At 41.8% G+C, this 17,494-nt stretch carries 18 protein-coding genes; 5 read left to right on the top strand and 13 right to left on the bottom strand.

Features of this window, described 5'->3' with window-relative positions; translation table 11 throughout:
• Positions 1–11: 11 nt before the first annotated feature.
• The 6 genes from fabG to yceD are packed head-to-tail and all read right to left on the bottom strand — an operon-like array spanning position 12 to position 4,419.
• On the bottom strand, positions 12–746 hold the full coding sequence (gene fabG, locus PR761_RS02025; protein WP_006815424.1) for a 3-oxoacyl-ACP reductase FabG: 735 nt from the start codon (positions 744–746) through the stop codon (positions 12–14).
• Positions 747–754: 8 nt separating this feature from the next.
• Positions 755–1,687 carry an ACP S-malonyltransferase gene (gene fabD, locus PR761_RS02020; RefSeq protein ID WP_006815425.1) on the bottom strand — a complete coding sequence of 311 codons (933 nt, stop codon included), beginning with the start codon at positions 1,685–1,687 and terminating at the stop codon, positions 755–757.
• A gap of 18 nt (positions 1,688–1,705) precedes the next feature.
• Positions 1,706–2,656, bottom strand: coding sequence for a beta-ketoacyl-ACP synthase III (locus PR761_RS02015; protein WP_006815426.1), 951 nt, complete (start codon positions 2,654–2,656; stop codon positions 1,706–1,708).
• A 3-nt stretch (positions 2,657–2,659) separates the two neighbouring features.
• Entirely contained in the window at positions 2,660–3,700 is a 1,041-nt protein-coding gene (gene plsX / locus PR761_RS02010) for a phosphate acyltransferase PlsX (protein ID WP_071599556.1), read from the bottom strand.
• A gap of 11 nt (positions 3,701–3,711) precedes the next feature.
• Positions 3,712–3,882 (bottom strand): 50S ribosomal protein L32, encoded by a 171-nt coding sequence (gene rpmF / locus PR761_RS02005; RefSeq protein ID WP_004253223.1) that lies wholly within the window; start codon positions 3,880–3,882, stop codon positions 3,712–3,714.
• Between the two features lie 12 nt (positions 3,883–3,894).
• A complete protein-coding gene (yceD, locus tag PR761_RS02000; protein ID WP_006815428.1) occupies positions 3,895–4,419 on the bottom strand; it encodes a 23S rRNA accumulation protein YceD in 525 nt (174 codons plus the stop codon).
• Positions 4,420–4,562: 143 nt separating this feature from the next.
• Here yceD and PR761_RS01995 point away from each other — a divergent pair, with 143 nt between their 5' ends.
• Positions 4,563–5,147, top strand: coding sequence for a Maf family protein (locus PR761_RS01995; protein WP_115164438.1), 585 nt, complete (start codon positions 4,563–4,565; stop codon positions 5,145–5,147).
• 47 nt (positions 5,148–5,194) lie between these two features.
• Here PR761_RS01995 and rluC read toward each other — a convergent pair whose 3' ends face one another.
• Complete coding sequence (rluC, locus tag PR761_RS01990) at positions 5,195–6,151, bottom strand: 23S rRNA pseudouridine(955/2504/2580) synthase RluC (RefSeq protein ID WP_126460782.1); 957 nt, start codon at positions 6,149–6,151, stop codon at positions 5,195–5,197.
• Positions 6,152–6,768: 617 nt separating this feature from the next.
• On the opposite strand from rluC, the gene rne reads away from it, so the two are divergent.
• Positions 6,769–9,978, top strand: coding sequence for a ribonuclease E (gene rne, locus PR761_RS01985; protein WP_006815431.1), 3,210 nt, complete (start codon positions 6,769–6,771; stop codon positions 9,976–9,978).
• 79 nt (positions 9,979–10,057) lie between these two features.
• Here the strand turns inward: rne and PR761_RS01980 are convergent, their stop codons facing one another.
• From PR761_RS01980 to PR761_RS01970, 3 genes are read right to left on the bottom strand one after another with little or no spacing between them, the layout of a single operon-like run.
• Positions 10,058–10,876, bottom strand: a complete 819-nt coding sequence (locus PR761_RS01980; protein WP_006815432.1) for a dimethyl sulfoxide reductase anchor subunit family protein — start codon at positions 10,874–10,876, stop codon at positions 10,058–10,060.
• Positions 10,877–10,878: 2 nt separating this feature from the next.
• Positions 10,879–11,427: a 4Fe-4S dicluster domain-containing protein gene (locus tag PR761_RS01975; RefSeq protein WP_164717574.1), complete on the bottom strand. Its 549-nt coding sequence runs from the start codon at positions 11,425–11,427 to the stop codon at positions 10,879–10,881.
• A gap of 2 nt (positions 11,428–11,429) precedes the next feature.
• Complete coding sequence (locus tag PR761_RS01970; protein WP_154611159.1) at positions 11,430–13,760, bottom strand: molybdopterin-containing oxidoreductase family protein; 2,331 nt, start codon at positions 13,758–13,760, stop codon at positions 11,430–11,432.
• A 205-nt stretch (positions 13,761–13,965) separates the two neighbouring features.
• Here PR761_RS01970 and PR761_RS01965 point away from each other — a divergent pair, with 205 nt between their 5' ends.
• Positions 13,966–14,655, top strand: a complete 690-nt coding sequence (locus PR761_RS01965) for a helix-turn-helix domain-containing protein (protein WP_006815435.1) — start codon at positions 13,966–13,968, stop codon at positions 14,653–14,655.
• A 74-nt stretch (positions 14,656–14,729) separates the two neighbouring features.
• Here the strand turns inward: PR761_RS01965 and tmaR are convergent, their stop codons facing one another.
• The 3 genes from tmaR to PR761_RS01950 form a co-directional block, all read right to left on the bottom strand.
• Positions 14,730–15,062 (bottom strand): PTS system regulator TmaR, encoded by a 333-nt coding sequence (gene tmaR / locus PR761_RS01960; protein WP_039855311.1) that lies wholly within the window; start codon positions 15,060–15,062, stop codon positions 14,730–14,732.
• A gap of 85 nt (positions 15,063–15,147) precedes the next feature.
• Positions 15,148–15,447 (bottom strand): type II toxin-antitoxin system RelE/ParE family toxin, encoded by a 300-nt coding sequence (locus tag PR761_RS01955; RefSeq protein ID WP_006815437.1) that lies wholly within the window; start codon positions 15,445–15,447, stop codon positions 15,148–15,150.
• On the bottom strand, positions 15,413–15,694 hold the full coding sequence (locus PR761_RS01950) for a type II toxin-antitoxin system ParD family antitoxin (RefSeq protein WP_039855315.1): 282 nt from the start codon (positions 15,692–15,694) through the stop codon (positions 15,413–15,415). The genes PR761_RS01955 and PR761_RS01950 overlap by 35 nt, the downstream gene beginning before the upstream one ends.
• Before the next feature lie 108 nt (positions 15,695–15,802).
• Between PR761_RS01950 and PR761_RS01945 the strand changes: the two genes are divergently transcribed.
• Positions 15,803–15,973, top strand: coding sequence for a hypothetical protein (locus PR761_RS01945; RefSeq protein WP_006815439.1), 171 nt, complete (start codon positions 15,803–15,805; stop codon positions 15,971–15,973).
• Positions 15,974–16,047: 74 nt separating this feature from the next.
• Complete coding sequence (sbcB, locus tag PR761_RS01940) at positions 16,048–17,487, top strand: exodeoxyribonuclease I (protein ID WP_006815440.1); 1,440 nt, start codon at positions 16,048–16,050, stop codon at positions 17,485–17,487.
• The last annotated feature ends 7 nt before the right edge of the window (positions 17,488–17,494 follow it).

Raw genomic sequence — 17,494 nt, 5'->3', positions numbered from 1 at the left:
CCCTCATTTCTTTAGATCATGTACATGCCGCCATTGACATGTAATGTTTCACCTGTGATGTAAGCAGCTTCGTCAGAAGCTAAAAATGCTACAGCACTGGCAATTTCTTGTGCATCACCCAGTCTATCCGCAGGAACCTGAGATAAAATGCCTGCACGTTGTTCTTCTGTCAATGCTTTGGTCATATCGGTTTCGATAAAACCGGGAGCAACAACGTTGACAGTGATACCACGAGAAGCGACTTCACGAGCTAATGATTTACTAAAACCAATTAACCCTGCTTTCGCTGCCGCGTAGTTTGTTTGTCCCGCATTTCCCATCACACCCACAACAGATGCAATTGAAATAATACGCCCACAACGTTTTTTCATCATGGCACGCAAAACGGATTTAGACAAACGGTAAACGGATGAAAGATTCGTGTCAATAATATCTTGCCACTCATTATCCTTCATGCGCATCAATAAGTTATCGCGTGTGATACCTGCATTATTGACTAAAATATCAATTTCGCCAAATTCCGCACGGATCTGGGTCAATGTTTCTTCAATTGATGCTGGATCTGTCACATTTAACGCTAAGCCTTTACCTTTGCCATCTAAATAGGCAGTAATCGCTTCAGCGCCTTTTTCGCTTGTTGCAGTACCAATAACCGTGGCACCACGCGCAGTCAGAGTTAAAGCGATCGCTTTACCAATACCGCGGCTAGCACCAGTTACTAGTGCAATTTTTCCTTCAAAGCTCATTGTCGTCCTCAGATAGTTTCTAAAGCCGAGTCTAATGATACAGGATCATTGACTGCAACGGCAGTTAAATTAGAGACAATTCGCTTGGTTAGACCAGTCAGGACTTTACCTGGACCCATTTCAACCAATTGCTCAATGCCTTGATTTGCCATCAATTCTACTGTTTCTGTCCAGCGTACCGGATTATACAGTTGACGCACTAAAGCATCACGAATATTTTGCGCCGATTTTTCAATTTTAACATCAACATTGTTAATAACTGGGTATGCTGGCTCACAAAATTCAATTTTTTCTAATGCTTCGGCTAATTTATCCGCAGCTGGCTTCATTAATGCACAGTGAGAAGGCACGCTAACAGATAAAGGCAAAGCACGTTTTGCACCCGCTTCTTTACAAGCTGCACCCGCACGTTCAACAGCGGCTTTTTCTCCAGCAATAACCACTTGACCTGGCGAGTTGAAATTCACTGGAGATACCACTTGCCCTTGAGCGGCTTCTTGGCATGCTTTTTCGATAGATTCATTATCTAGACCGATAATCGCATACATTGCACCTGTGCCCGCAGGAACGGCTTCTTGCATTAATTTACCACGCAATTCTACCAATTTAATGGCTTGCTTGAAATCGATAACACCCGCACAAACTAATGCTGAGTACTCTCCGAGACTATGCCCCGCCATGATAGCCGGCATTTTGCCATTTTTTTCTTGCCAAACACGGAAGATAGCCACAGACGCTGCGAGTAATGCAGGCTGAGTCTGCCATGTTTTGTTTAGCTCTTCTTCTGGTCCATTTTGTACTAATGCCCAAAGATCGTAACCCAATGCATCTGATGCTTCAGCAAATGTTTGCTCAATCAGCTGATTTTGTTCAGCTAAAGCGGCTAACATTCCTAAAGTCTGAGAACCCTGTCCGGGAAATACCATCGCAAATTGTGTCATGTTTGTTTTCTCAGTAAATTAAAAACGAACCAATGCAGAGCCCCAAGTGAATCCGCCACCAAATGCTTCTAATAGAACCAATTGACCGCGTTGGATACGCCCATCGCGTACCGCTTCATCCAATGCTGTTGGGACTGATGCTGCAGAAGTATTTCCGTGACGATCTAAGGTCACAACCACTTTATCCATGGTCATATCCAATTTTTTCGCTGTCGCAGAAATAATTCTTAAATTAGCTTGATGAGGAACTAGCCAATCGAGTTCCTCTTTGGCAATGCCGCTTTGTGCGAGAGTTTCATCAACAATATGCGCTAATTCACGCACTGCCACTTTAAAGACTTCATTTCCGGTCATTGACAGATAAGCTTGGTCATCTGAACAACGGCTGCGATTTGGTAATGACAATAATTCGCCATAACGTCCATCCGCATGCAAGTGTGTTGAAATAATACCCGGCTCTTCTGATACACCAATAACTGCGGCACCCGCAGCATCTCCGAATAAAATAATCGTGCCACGGTCATTCGGATCAATAGTTTTAGATAATGCATCTGCACCAATAACCAGAGCTTTTTTTGTCATCCCAGTTTTAACAAACTGATCAGCAATACTAATGGCGTAGGTGAAACCGGCACAAGCTGCAGCAACATCAAATGCAGCGCAGTCATTTATTCCCAACATTTGTTGGATTTGACATGCAGCACTTGGAAATGCATGGGTTGCAGACGTTGTAGCAACAATAATGAGACCAATTTCACTGCTGTCGACTTGTGCCATTTCTAGCGCATTTTTTGCTGCTTGAAAGCCCATCGTAGACACGTTTTCATCGTCAGCTGAAATTCGTCTCTCATGAATACCTGTACGCGTCACAATCCACTCATCAGAAGTATCAACCATTTTTTCCAGATCAGCATTGGTACGAACTTGCGATGGCAAATAGCTGCCTGTTCCTAATATTTTACTGTACATAGGTTATTGATCACTCCTGGGTAAAACAATATTAAGTCGAGCTGTTATTCTTTCAGGTACTTGCCGCTCAACAGCTTGTACAGCACGGTCAATCGCAGCTTTAAATGCACGTTCATTTGCTGCACCATGACTTTTGATGACAATACCTTTTAATCCTAACAGAGTCGCACCGTTATACTGGTCAGGGTTCATATCCCCAAAACGCTTCATTAGACGTTTCTTCAACCATTTTTTCGCAAGCTGCATAAACCAGCTGCTTTTTTTGTTTTCTTCACCGGCAGATTTCAATAATGAAAGGATGACACGAATAACTCCTTCCATTGTTTTTAGTGAAACATTACCTGCGAAGCCGTCACACACTAATACATCCGTTTTTCCTGTTAGCAATTCATTGCCTTCAACATAACCGATGTAATTAATGGACGCCGTTTCTTTCAAGATTGCGGCGGCTTCGCGGATATTGTCCAGCCCTTTACTTTCTTCTTCACCAATATTAAGTAAAGCAACTTTGGGCTGATTGATATTGGCAACTTCCTCTGCCATCACAGACCCCATCACAGCAAACTGCACAAGCATTTCACTACTGCAATTGACGTTAGCGCCTAAATCGAGAACGACAGTCTGACCTTTCTTCTGATTTGGAAGGATAGTCATTAATGCAGGACGCTCAATACCTTCAATTGATTTTAGCATCAACTTTGCCAGACCCATCAATGCGCCTGTATTACCAGCACTCACACAAGCTTGTGCCTGCCCTGTCTTGACTAACTCCAATGCCACCCGCATCGACGTCCCTTTACTTTGCCTAATCGCATGAGATGGTTTTGCATCATTAGCGATCACGCCTTCGGCAGGTATAATTTCGATACGAGAAAGTTGCTCCGCACTTTGTTGTGCAAGCAAAGGATGAATGGCTTCGGGTTGACCGACAAGCAGTAAATTTAATGCTGGATTAGATGCCAGTGCCTGCAAAGCAGCAGGCACCGTGACGCGGGGACCGATATCCCCGCCCATGGCATCTAACGCGATGGTTAGACTAGCCAAAGTATCAACAATTACTTGTTGATAACCTTACGGCCACGGTAGTAACCATCTGCAGTCACATGGTGACGCAGGTGAGTTTCACCGGAGGTTTTATCTACAGAAACTAGGGTAGCAGTCAGTGCATCATGTGAACGACGCATACCGCGTTTTGAACGAGTTGGTTTATTCTGTTGTACGGCCATTGACCTTACTCCTTAAGTACTTTTCTTTAAACTGGCTAATGCGGCAAATGGATTTGGCTTTTCTACCTCAGGAGGTAGTTGGCCATATACCATGTCCGCCTCGGACACTTCACAGTGTTCAGAATCATGAACCGGAACCACTGGTAAGGATAGAATTATTTCATCTTCTAACATTCCCAGCAAATTTATTTCACCAAATTCATTCACATAAACTGGTTCATATTCTTCCGGTAATGCTTCGGCCTTTTCGTCACTGACGACAGGACTAAAACAATACGATACGTAGACATGATGTTTAAAATCTTTTCTGCAACGTTGGCATTGTAGAGTGACATCCAATTCAGAATGCCCTTCTATTACCGTCAAACGTCGCTTATCAATTTTAAATGATAATTCGGATTCAACATCACTATCTACACTGACTACTGATTCGGCAATTCGTGTTACTTGCTCAGGTGTATAACTCCCGACATAGTCGAGGTTTTTCTGAGCGGCACGCTGCGCATCGATAGTCAGGGGTAATTTTACCTTTTGCATAAGGCGCGCATATTAACTTTGTAATGAACTATAGTCAAAGAAAAAGGCGGGGTAAACTCGCCTTTTCACCAAAAAATCGCCGGTTAAGCGGTATATAGTTTAAAATGAGTTATCCCTTTTGGCTATGAGTTTCGAGAAAAATCATGAAATCTATTATTTTGGCGTCAACTTCTGAATATCGACAAGCGCTCCTAAAGAAGCTTGGACTTCCTTTTTTAGCCGTAGCACCTAATATTGATGAAACCCCTATTTTACAGGAATCAGCTCAAGCTCTCGTGATGCGATTATCCCATGAAAAAGCGAACGCACTCACCAAACAGTACCCTCAACATCTGATTATCGGCTCAGATCAAGTCTGTGTTATTGATAATAACATCGTGGGAAAACCACATACTTTTGAAAATGCCTTTAAACAACTCAAGGCCGCATCAGGTCAAAAGGTGACTTTTTATACTGGGCTTTGCTTAATTGATAGTGCAACAAATCAGTTTAATGTTCAGTGTGAACCTTTTGATGTTTATTTTAGACCATTAACAGATGAAGAGATCGCCAATTATCTGAATAAAGATGAACCTTACCAATGTGCAGGTAGTTTTAAATCGGAAGGGCTAGGAGTCAGCCTATTTGATAAATTATCAGGGCGTGACCCTAATACGCTCATTGGCTTACCAACGATTTTACTGCTAGAAATGCTCCGCCAACACGGTGTAAACCCATTATTGGATTAGTTTTTCACGTTAGCTGGTAATCCATACCAGCTAACGACCCAAACCAATTACTGTGATTTTTTAGCCCTAAGAATTTTTAAGCACTTATTTAAATCTTCATGCAATGGGGCAACAACTCGCATCTCTTCCCCAGTTTTAGGGTGAGTAAATGTTAATGCGTTGGCGTGAAGGAATAGGCGCTTTAAACCTGTCCCCGCAAGTTGACTATCAAATTGCTTATCACCATAGCGGTCATCAAAAGCGATTGGATGACCCGCATGCAATGTATGGACACGAATTTGATGAGTTCTCCCTGTAACTGGGCTAGCTTTTACCAGCGTTGCGTTATCAAAGCGTTCCTCCACCTTAAACCGCGTCTCTGATGGTTTGCCTTCGCTATTCACTCTGACAATTCGCTCGCCACTTTGTAAAATATTTTTCAGCAACGGTGCTTGAACCACTTTCATATGTGATTGCCAATTACCACGCACCAATGCCAAATAATCTTTTTGCATCTGTTTTAAACGTAATTGTTCATGCAATGCGCGCAAAGCTGAACGTTTTTTAGCAACGAGTAATATTCCTGACGTATCTCGGTCTAATCGATGTACTAATTCCAAGAAACGCGCTTCAGGACGCAAAGCACGTAACCCTTCAATAACACCAAAACTCAAGCCACTCCCCCCGTGTACCGCAGTACCCGATGGTTTATTTATCACTAAAATGGATTCATCTTCATATAGAATACAGTCCGCAAGTGCCGCGACTTTATCCAATTTAGCTGAAATAGGGGCATTTTCACGCTCAGCGACACGTACCGGAGGAACCCTGACTTGGTCATTGGCTTGTAATTTGTACTCAGGTTTAATGCGACCTTTATTAACGCGGACTTCTCCCTTGCGGATGATTCGATAAATCATACTTTTAGGAACGCCTTTCAGCTTGCCCAATAGGAAGTTGTCAATACGTTGCCCTGCTTCATCATCACTAATATCAATAAATTGAACTTGGTTTTCTGTTTTCATTCGGGAATGCGCTAACTCTGATTGATTAATATACGGTCTCTCTTATGTTATCTATCATACCGATTTCGCGATTTTTTTTATCATTTTTTTTAAATTGGTCAATTTCTGCATAATCAACCCAATTTCTTGATAAAATTTCCATATAACTTACGTTACACTTGCTATAATGCACTTGGCAATGGAATAATAAGCAACGCCAAGATGTTTAAAAAACGAAAATTGGCACTGTTATCATAGTCGTAGTGATTTATTCACTTTCAGCTATAGTTATTTCTAGCTAGCAGAATACAAAGTTAGTCATAATGCAGTAGAAATTTGTTATTTGATGGCGGACTGATGCAGCAATGGCGTAAGACATCTAACAAAATCAGATAATTTAGCGAGCAACGAATTTTGGCTTATTGGGTTAGGACCTTCCGTTTTATACGATAATTACGGCATCCTGATTAAGAACGCTGAATTTTTAATCTAAAAATCAGGTTCACCGAATATTGCGCGTCTCTATACGAACGACTGCCGAGAGGCAGACGGTTTTGTAAAAATCATGAGGCCATCGGTTTACAGTAGCTCTTTCTTTCGCTGCTCTTTATATTTAAAAATAATGAGTAAGTAATAACATGAAAAGAATGCTAATAAACGCAACTCAACAGGAAGAGTTGCGTGTTGCCCTAGTCGATGGGCAACGACTCTATGATTTGGATATCGAAAGCCCAGGTCATGAGCAAAAAAAGGCGAATATTTATAAAGGTAAAATTACCCGTATTGAGCCAAGTCTAGAAGCTGCATTTGTTGATTATGGCGCTGAAAGACATGGTTTCCTTCCTATCAAAGAAATCGCTCGCGAATACTTCCCTAGTAACTATCACTCTCAAGGCCGTCCCAACATCAAAGATGTGTTGAAAGAAGGCCAAGAAGTTATCGTTCAGGTTGATAAAGAAGAACGTGGTAATAAAGGTGCTGCATTAACGACCTTTATTAGTTTGGCTGGTAGCTACTTAGTATTAATGCCAAACAACCCTCGTGCCGGCGGTATTTCTCGTCGTATTGAAGGTGAAGATCGTACTGAATTAAAAGAAGCTTTATCCTGTTTAGAAATTCCAGACGGTATGGGCTTAATTGTTCGTACTGCTGGGGTTGGTAAATCGGCTGAATCTCTGCAACAAGATTTGCTGTATCGCTTACGCCACTGGGAAGCGATTCAAAAAGCGGCTGAAAACCGCCCTGCGCCTTTCTTAATCCACCAAGAAAGTAACGTTATCGTTCGTGCATTCCGCGACTATCTGCGTCCAGATATTGGTGAAATCCTCATCGATAACCCAAAAGTAGTGGAAATGGCTCGTAATCATATTGAATCCATTGGTCGTGGCGATTTTGCTAGCAAAATTAAACACTACAGTGGTGATGTGCCTTTATTCAGCCATTACCAGATTGAATCTCAAATTGAATCAGCGTTCCAACGTGAAGTCCGTTTACCTTCAGGTGGTGCGTTAGTTATCGATACAACTGAAGCATTAACTGCTATCGATATTAACTCCTCTCGTTCAACACGTGGCGGAGATATCGAAGAAACGGCATTTAATACTAACCTAGAAGCGGCTGATGAGATTGCTCGTCAATTACGTCTGCGTGACCTAGGCGGTCTAATTGTTATCGACTTTATCGATATGACCCCTGTTCGTCACCAACGAGAAGTCGAAAACCGCTTACGTGAAGCTGTGCGTCAAGACCGTGCGCGTATCCAAATCGCTCGCATCTCACGATTTGGTCTGTTGGAAATGTCCCGTCAGCGTTTGAGCCCTTCTCTGGGTGAGTCAAGCCATCACGTTTGCCCGCGTTGTACCGGTACTGGAACTATTCGTGATAATGAGTCACTGTCTCTTTCTGTTCTACGTTTAATCGAAGAAGAAGCACTGAAAGAGAATACCCATGAAGTCCATGCGATTGTACCTGTACAAATTGCGTCATACCTTCTGAACGAAAAGCGTCAAGCAGTGACTGATATTGAACAGCGTCAGCGTAATGTCCGCGTCGTTATTGTTCCTAATGATCAGATGCAAACACCGCATTTCCATGTGATCCGTATTCGTAAAGGTGAAGAGATCAGTACTCTGAGCTATAACTTAGCCCAGTATCATGAAACTGAAACCTTAGCACATGCCGATGAACCATCATCTTCAGAACGCAAAGCACCTGAGCAACCGGCTATTTCTGCATTTGCATTACAAGAACCTGTTGAGATGCCAGCACTGAAACCGAAGGAAGCTCCAGCTAAAGCACCAACGAGTGCTAAAGTTGATGCCCTGCCAAAAGTCGGGTTATTTAGTAAAATTGCAGCTTTCTTTAAAGGTTTATTTGCTGAAGAAGAAAAAGTTGTTGAGCAACCAGCTCAAAAAAGCCGTCAAAATAACGACCGTCGCCGCAATAACGATCGTAATGGCAATGATCGCCGTAACAATAATCGTCGCAATAATAACCGCCGTGACCGTGATGATAATTATGAAAATCGTGATAACCGCGATAATCGTAATAATCGTAATAACCGCAATGCGCAATCCGATGATGCTGCAAACCGCAATAAGGATCGCAATAATAAAAATGCAAATCCTGTTGAAGAGCAAGCAACTGATAGCTCAACACGTGAAGCTCCACAGCGTCGTGACCAACGCGCAGACCGCCGTCGTCGCCAAGATGAGAAACGTCAGCAACAAGTAGCGAAGACTCAAGAAGATACTCAGCAAAATAATCTTGATGCAACTGTAGCAAAAGATAAGGATGAAGAAGAGCAACGTCCAGTCGCTCCTCGTCGCCAACGTCGTCAATTAACACAGAAAATCCGTGTTACTGATAATGATCAACAAGCAAGTACTCCAGTTGTTGAAGATAAATCTGCAGCTCCAGTCGCCGCATTACCTGTAGCAACAGTTAATGTAGAGAAAAATCAAGATTTCGTTGAGTTGAATGACAATGAAAACCTGACGACTCCTCATGAGCAATTAACTGATGATGAGAAGCAGGATACGATTATCCCTCGTCGTTCACGTCGTTCGCCGCGCCACTTACGTGTAAGCGGTCAACGCCGTCGTCGCTACCGTGATGAGCGTCATCTGACCAAGTCACCAATGCCATTATTTGCAGCGGTTGCTTCACCTGAATTAGCATCAGGTAAAGTCTTCATTCGTTATCCTGTGATTCTTCCTCAGCAAGAAAATATGCAGATCATGACAAATGAAGAAATGCTTGAGCAGCAAAATAATAGCCAAAATCAATTAGCTATTGTTCAGTCAGTTACTGAAGTTGTTAAACAAGAGCCAATACAAATTATTGAATCTCATGTTGAGCAAGTTCAACAAACTAATGTTGATGCTGTAACAACCGATATTGAAGCACCTCAATCTGTGGTTGAAACTACCGTTGAAGAAATCAATGTAGCTGTAGAAACTGTGGTTGAAGCGCCTGTTGAGGTTGTAATCGAAGCACCAGCAACAATCGAAAGTATTAGTACTGATGTTGAGCCTGTCGTCGTAGAAACTACCGTTACAGAAACTGTAGCGGAAGACAATGTTGTAACAGAAACTGTAATTTCTGACACCGTAGTTGACGCTCCAATTATGGCTGCGGAGGAAGAAGCAACAAGTAAAGCCGCAAGCTTACATAAATGTCATGCATACTCACCAATGACTAAAGCACCAGCTCCAGCTGTAGTTGCTTCAGATTTTGAAATTAAAGAGTATCAACGTGAGCCATCCACTTTTGAATCTAAAGGTGCAGGTGGTCATGTAGCTGCCAATGTTGCAACATCAGAAATGGCAAAACCAGCCAACGTCTAATGCTTAGATAACTGGTAAATGAAAGCCTTGATGGGAAACCATCAAGGCTTTTTACGATTAAAGTTAATATTTGAAAAATTTAAAACCAAGGTGCCTGTATCATAACGCTTCCATAAAATAGAGCCCTTCCCGCTAATTCACCACTAGATATAAGTAGCATCACCAATGCTATAACAATCGCTGAGGGCTGTTTCTCCTTATATCCTTTCATAACCACGATACAAGGCAATAACATACTCACCACCACCTGCCACCAAAGCAAATAACTTCCTCCTTGGCTTGCCGGTAATTGTAAGCGGATGATTTGTGCCCCCAATACCAATGCAACTCCTATCAGTACACCAATTTTGATAACTGATGGAACGGGTTTTCCTTGTCCAATAATGAATAAAGTAACGAGACTAAAACCCAGTACTATTGCACTACCAATGAACGCGATTTGTGTCGCTGAGGTATGCCATAACGGATGAGCAATCATTTGATAATAAACTTGTGCTGTCACAAAAATAGCAGCAATGCCACCAATAGCACTTAACCAGCCGAGTAACTGATTACGTACAGTGACTTGAGGAGATAGCCAACATGATAGCGCCCAAAGAGTCACTACGCCGTTTAATAATACAAATGTCACCGCTTCACGGCTCAACCAAGAGTGACCTAATCCAAGAACTGAGCGATATGCCTCTAACGGAACCCCTAAATGCCCCATTGACATCGATGAGCCAATCACTTCAATCAACCAAATCAATAATACGACACGGCGTAGTACAGAACCTGATAATAAGTTCTCTTTACTTGCTTTCATTTGGTAAATAGTTAATGCGAAAACAGCACCGATCCCCCACTGACTCATCACTGTAAAAAACACCAGCGGGAGTTCCATATGTTTAATATCCATGATTAGTCCTCCATGCCAATGATGACAATATTCGGGTTGCTTATCGTGTGGTCAGGCATGTTGTAACTCTGTTCCAATACGCTCCAGTTAGTGGTGTGCTTCTTGCGTAATTCATTGATATCACCAAATTCGATGGCACCTGTAGGGCAAGACTCTACACACCTTGGCAATAACCCCTCATCAAGCCGTTCTGCGCACATATTACACTTGCTGGTTTTGCCTTCAGCAGGGTCAAATACGGGTGCATGATATGGGCATGCCATGATACACATTTGGCATCCAATACACTTTTCATGGTCTTGAACAACGATGCCATCAGCACGCTTCGAGTAAGTATTCGCAGGACAGACTTTTAAGCATTGAGGGTCATCACAGTGATTACATGACATCGTGATAAATGCCTGTGTATTGGGTGAGTCACCGTTAAATTCTCGAACTCGACGCCACAATACTCCCGGAGGGGTTACATTTTCTGATTTACATGCCATGGAGCAAGTTCGGCAGCCATAACAATCCTTCGTATTAATTAAAAAACCATATTGCTTTACCATAACTATGCCTCCCTTCTCACATCAACCAAGGTACTGTTACAACAATGCCCAGTACCTAAATGCTCAACTTGGTCATTAGTCACGTGGCTGCTGCTTCCTCCTTGCTGTTCCCACCAACCATTATCTAGAGAAATAACTCCCTTTTTGATATGCGTGGTCACAACTGCAATCGCTCGATGTTCACCGCGGTTATTGAACGCAATAGCCCATTCCCCATCTCTGATACCTCGCTCTCCCGCATCTTCTGGATGGATCAAGACATTAGGTTGGTTACGATGTATTTCTAGAATCCATTCATTCATGCCATGGCTAGAGTGGACGCTACGAGCCAACTTTCGTTGCACGGCCATTAATGGGTATTTTTTAGCAAGCTCAGGGGAACCTTGCACTGATTCAGTCACCTGATAGTAAGAAACGACGGGAGAAAACTTTTTCTTTTGCCACTCTTCAATAAAAAAGTGGGCTTTTTTTGTGGATGTCCTAAATACGCCATCTTTGAATGGGATCCAGTCACCCTCTACTGGGCGAACGGGACCTTTAGCTAACATTTCGCGAGTAATACCCGAGCCTTCTAAACAGGTATCAATATAGTGTTCAATGGGTTTATTAAATACATCGCCAAAGCCAAAACGCTCTGCTAATTGTGCGAAAATCCAATAATCTGGTTTTGCTTCGCCTACGGGTTCGACAGCTTTCTCCATCAACTGTACATATTGGCTACGTACCCCCGCCATCAAGCTAGTATCTTCAAAGATTGTCGTTACGGGTAAGACTAGGTCTGCATACAATGCCGTTGAGCTCATTAAATTATCGGCAACAACAACAAACGGAACTTTTTTGAGAGCCTCACGGACTTTGTTCGTATTCGGTAATTGCGTCATCACCCCCATTGTCATAATCCACCAAAAATTAATTGGATGTGGCTGATCATTAACAATGTACTCGCCGACCTTAGATACAGGGATCGGTGGAATATTTTTAGCATTTGGAGCTGGAGGGACAATGGCATTAAATTTTGCCATCTGACGAGCACCACCAGCATCACAGACACCCGCTCCACGTTTACCTATATTTCCTGTCAACAGTGCGAGGTAAAACTGGCTAGCAGCGACATAAGTGCCATATTCTGTACGCTGAGCGCCAGACATATTTTGTACAATCATCGATGGGGTTAACGATGAATAGTCCCGAGCAAGGCGTACAATAGTTTCAACCGGAACGTCCGTTTCCTTAGATACTCGCTGAGTATCCCATCCTTTCGCTTGCTGATAAATTTGTTCAAAAACAGTTGTGAATCCGGCATTTTCAGGCAATTCACTTTGATGTAGTGCGGGTTGAATACCCGCAAGATCATGGCGGGCTGGCTTTTGACTTATCATATCAAAGACCCAATAACTGTCCTTATCGCTATCATCCTCTCTAATTTGATGTTGATCCTTATCGACAAGATAGACAGCTCCGGTATGCGCCCGTAAAAAACTCTCATCAATTCGATTCTCTTCAATAATGATTTTTATCATGCCTAACGCGAGTGCGGTATCCGTTCCTGGAATGATAGGTACCCATTCATCTGCTTTTGCCGCAGTTTCATTAAATCGTGGGTCGATAACAACCAGTCGTGCGCCATTTTTACGCGCCTGATTATAATTTTTAAAATAGGCTTGCATCGTCACTGCGGGGTTATTTCCCCAACAGAGAATATAACGACTATCTGCAATCGTATCTCGCGTATCCGCATAACGCAGTCCCAACATGGGGATCATGGCGGCGGTAACCGCCGAACAGCACAGTGAACCTGCCTGTTTTGTAGCACCTCCGAGGTAATCAAAAAATGCCTTACCCATATCATTTTTAATCGAGTCCATATTTCCTGCATGGGTCGAAATAAATAAGCCTTCATTACCATATTTATCAATAGTTTCTCGGATATTTTTCTCAATCAAATCCAATGCTTCATCCCATGAAATTGGTTTGAACTCAGCTTTACCTTTCTCACCAACTCTGAGTAATGGTGTCGTCACCCGTTCTGTATGGTATACCCATTTAGTTCTGCTCATTCCTCGTAAGCAACACTTCACGTTAAAACCTTCAGTCGCTTGTATTTTCATCAGCTTACCTTGATAGGTATAGGCGGTAAGGTTGCAATGTAAACACTCCATAGCACAAGTTGAACGAAACGTTTTATAGTCCGATAGCTTTAATCGCACTTTGGGTAAAGGCTGATTATTATTGGCTTGTACAAATGAGCTCGGTGCTATCGTCGCCAAGCCGACAACACCCATTCCTTTGAGTAAAGTTCGGCGATTTAATCGTAATTCATCGTAAATTTTCATTATGGTAAACCTCAACATTGCCTTAAATTTAGTTCACCATATGTATACTCCATTCATAATAAGTGAACTTGCTTCATGTCAAAGTTACTCTTGTTTGATCTAAAATTTACCCATGAGTGTGATCGTGCTTTGCCACTATATCGGTTATTAGTTCCTACTCTTAACTCATGGTAAAATCAGCGGTCTAGATAAAACGAGGTTATGTATGACTACACTGCAAGGTGTTAATTCTGTTGATATTGCTGTAAGTATTCTTAATTTCATCGCACAAAATGGTGGTATTGCGCGTGCGGCTGATATCTCCAAAGGCTGCGAAATATCGAAAAGCCGCTTACATAAATATTTAGTTTCGTTATGTCGGACTCAAATGCTTTATCAAGATGTACAAACCAGCCGCTATGGTTTAGGTCCAAATTTGTCATTCTTAGCCAGTTTTGTTGCAACAGAAGGGTCAATTGTTGAAGTGATAAACCAAAGTTTGATCCATTTTCGTGACACACAGAATGTTTCCACGGGACTCGCTATTCGTATTGGTAAAACATTGTCCTTGGTAAAATACAATCGTAGCTTTAAAAATGTAGAAATTGATTTTCTCCCCAATACACCTTTACCCATTGATAAAAGCGCAGCAGGATTAATTTATTGTGCATTTGATAAACAATTTACCACTCATCCATTTTCTGATGACGAACTAAATCATATTATTCAGCAAGGTTACGCGATTCGTTATTTACCCACAGAAGGGATCCCTGGAGCACAATCTATTGCTTGCCCGATATTCAATCAACAAGGTGAATTGGTTGCGGCAGCTATCACGATGGGGTTTATTGAGAACGAAGAGATGGAGAGGTTGGCAAGTGCATTAATTAAGCAAGTGAAGACGCTTATTTTATAATTTTGACAGGTTTCTTTCTCTAAAAAAGAAGCTGAAATTTTATCAGCTTCTTTAAAATTAAATTAAAACGAATATTACTTCGATTCAGGTCGAGCTAGTTCACCCATCTCTTTCAATTTTTTAGAGATTTCTCGACGTTCTTTCGATAACTCTGCATTTTTAATGATGTAATCGTCGATACGGTCATCATAGTCACTGCGCATATTCGCGATAATGCCTTGAATATCATCAATGGACATACCAGGTTTAATATATTCACCTAGGTTATCTAGAAGTAAAACACGTTTTTGGTTATCACGGATTTTCTTCTCGTTATCCGTTATTTCACGGCGAATTTTATTTTTACGGCGAAACATACGCACAAATTCCAGTACATTTTGGAAAGTTGGTTTATTGGCGTTGTCCATGTTTAACATCCTCTATTCAATATTAAAAATGTATTGTCTCCTAACACAATACCTTCTTCTATGGTCACCTTACAAGATGCATTCGCTATTTTATTGATTTAATGTTACTCATAACATCTTGGTATTGATTCAATACACGGATCACTGTTTTGGAGTATGTGGAGGGAATAAAAAAGACAGTGTGATTTTCAACGGGCAACGAGAATATATTTCGCCCTAATTCTCGTCGTTGTACACCAATATCATGGTGAGCTAACAACTCAAAACTGTTAGTGAGCCGAATGAGATACTCTTCAGCCTTTTTAATACCAAAATGCTTCTGGCTATACCTCCAAATGGCTTCTAAATCCTCATTCGCTTTTGGGGTCAGATTTATCGTTTTCATTTTTAACCTTATCTTTCATCCGTTGAAGGAATTTGGTTTGATCCCAAGCAATTGGCGACCCACTGCTCAGCCCTTCAGCAAGAAGATCTTTTAATTCTTGCACATGCGATTGCGCTTGCTTTTCCTTGAGTAAACGCAAGGCATCGCGTAAGACTTCACTCTGTGTTCTGTAATCCCCTGAATTCACTAATGAATCGATAAAATCACGAAGTTCGTCGCCGAGGTCGACTGTCATTGTTCTTGCCATAAGCGTTCTCATGTAAGATATATTCTTACAGCTAGTATAGATTCATCTATTTTTTTGATCCAGATTATTTTTTATACTCAATTTCTCTAGACTACTTTTGAGGTTAATATGGATAAGACACGCCTTCACAGTGATGTAATCGCAGAGCTTCTACGAAATGAACCGAACCTTATTAAATATTATTTACAGCAAGCTTTGCTTGAAGCTAATGAAGATGGCGGCCAAGAATCACTTATTCAGTGTCTATCCCATATAATGCAATCTCTAACTCCCACATAAGTTTAGATTTTTCACTAGATGGTTTACCATAGCGTCAAACCGTAATGCGTTTGCACCAATCACCTAAATCGACGATGGACCTCATTTTGAAAAATAAGCATAATCAGCCGACCTTCTTTATTCATGACTATGAAACATTTGGTAAGCATCCGGCTTTGGATCGCCCTGCACAGTTTGCGGGTGTGCGGACAGACTTAGATTTCAATATCATCGATGAACCTGAAGTATTTTACTGCAAACCTACTGATGACTACCTGCCTCAACCAGAAGCCGTCATGATCACCGGAATAACCCCACAAATTGCCCAAGCTAATGGGGTAAATGAAGCCGAGTTTGCTAAACGTATCCATCAGTCATTTAGTACACCCAACACCTGTATTATGGGTTACAACAATATTCGCTTTGATGATGAAGTCACACGAAATATTTTTTATCGTAATTTTTATGACCCATACGCCTACAGCTGGCAGCAAGGAAACTCTCGTTGGGATCTACTCGATGCTCTACGCGCTTGTTTTGCACTGCGCCCTGAAGGAATTAACTGGCCAGAAAATGATGACGGGCTACCTAGCCTACGCCTTGAACATTTAACCAAAGCTAATGGCGTCGCCCATGAAAATGCCCATGATGCTATGTCTGATGTATTAGCTACTATCAATATGGCTAAATTACTCAAACAAGCCCAACCGCGCATGTTTGATTATTTTTATCAGTTGCGAAATAAAAATAAAGTCAGTCAACTCATCGATATTGTGGAGATGACACCTCTGGTGCATGTTTCAGGTATGTTTGGTGCACTGCGCTCTTATGTTAGCTTAGTTGCACCATTAGCTTGGCATCCAGATAATAAAAATGCAGTGATTATGTGTGACCTGTCTGCCGACATGTCGCCGCTTCTCACGTTAAATGCGGATGAACTGCGTGAGCGCTTATACACACCGAAAGCTGAATTAGGTGATGCCCTTCCGGTACCAATTAAGTTAGTTCATATTAATAAATGTCCAATTCTTGCTCCGGAAAAAACTTTACGTACCGTCGATGCAGAACGTACAGGAATTGATCGCGATTTATGTCTGCGTAATTTAGAAATATTGCGTAAAAATCCAGATGTTCGTAATAAATTGATTGAGATTTTTAGTGTTGACCAGCAATTTGAAGAATCGAATGATGTTGACAGGCAAATCTATAGTGGTTTCTTTTCACCCTCCGATCGTTCCACCATGGATATCATTCGTGAAACTGCACCCCAAAATCTACCAGGGTTAGATTTAAGCTTTGAAGATAAGCGCATGAAAGAGTTATTTTTCCGCTATAAAGCGCGTAACTACCCTGCAACCCTATCTTATGATGAGCAACAACGTTGGCTGCAACATCGTCGTGACTATTTTACTGAAGCTCGTTTAACTGAATATATGCAGCAAATTCAGCTCTTAATGGATATTCATCATGAAGATGAGAAGCGTTGTCAGCAGCTAAAAGCGCTCGTCAGTTATGCCGCAGATCTCGCCAGTTAGTTTTTAG

Origin of the sequence: Providencia sp. PROV210 (assembly GCF_028479445.1) — a bacterium.
GTDB lineage: Bacteria > Pseudomonadota > Gammaproteobacteria > Enterobacterales > Enterobacteriaceae > Providencia > Providencia rustigianii.
This window is presented reverse-complemented; position numbering and strand designations above follow the sequence as displayed.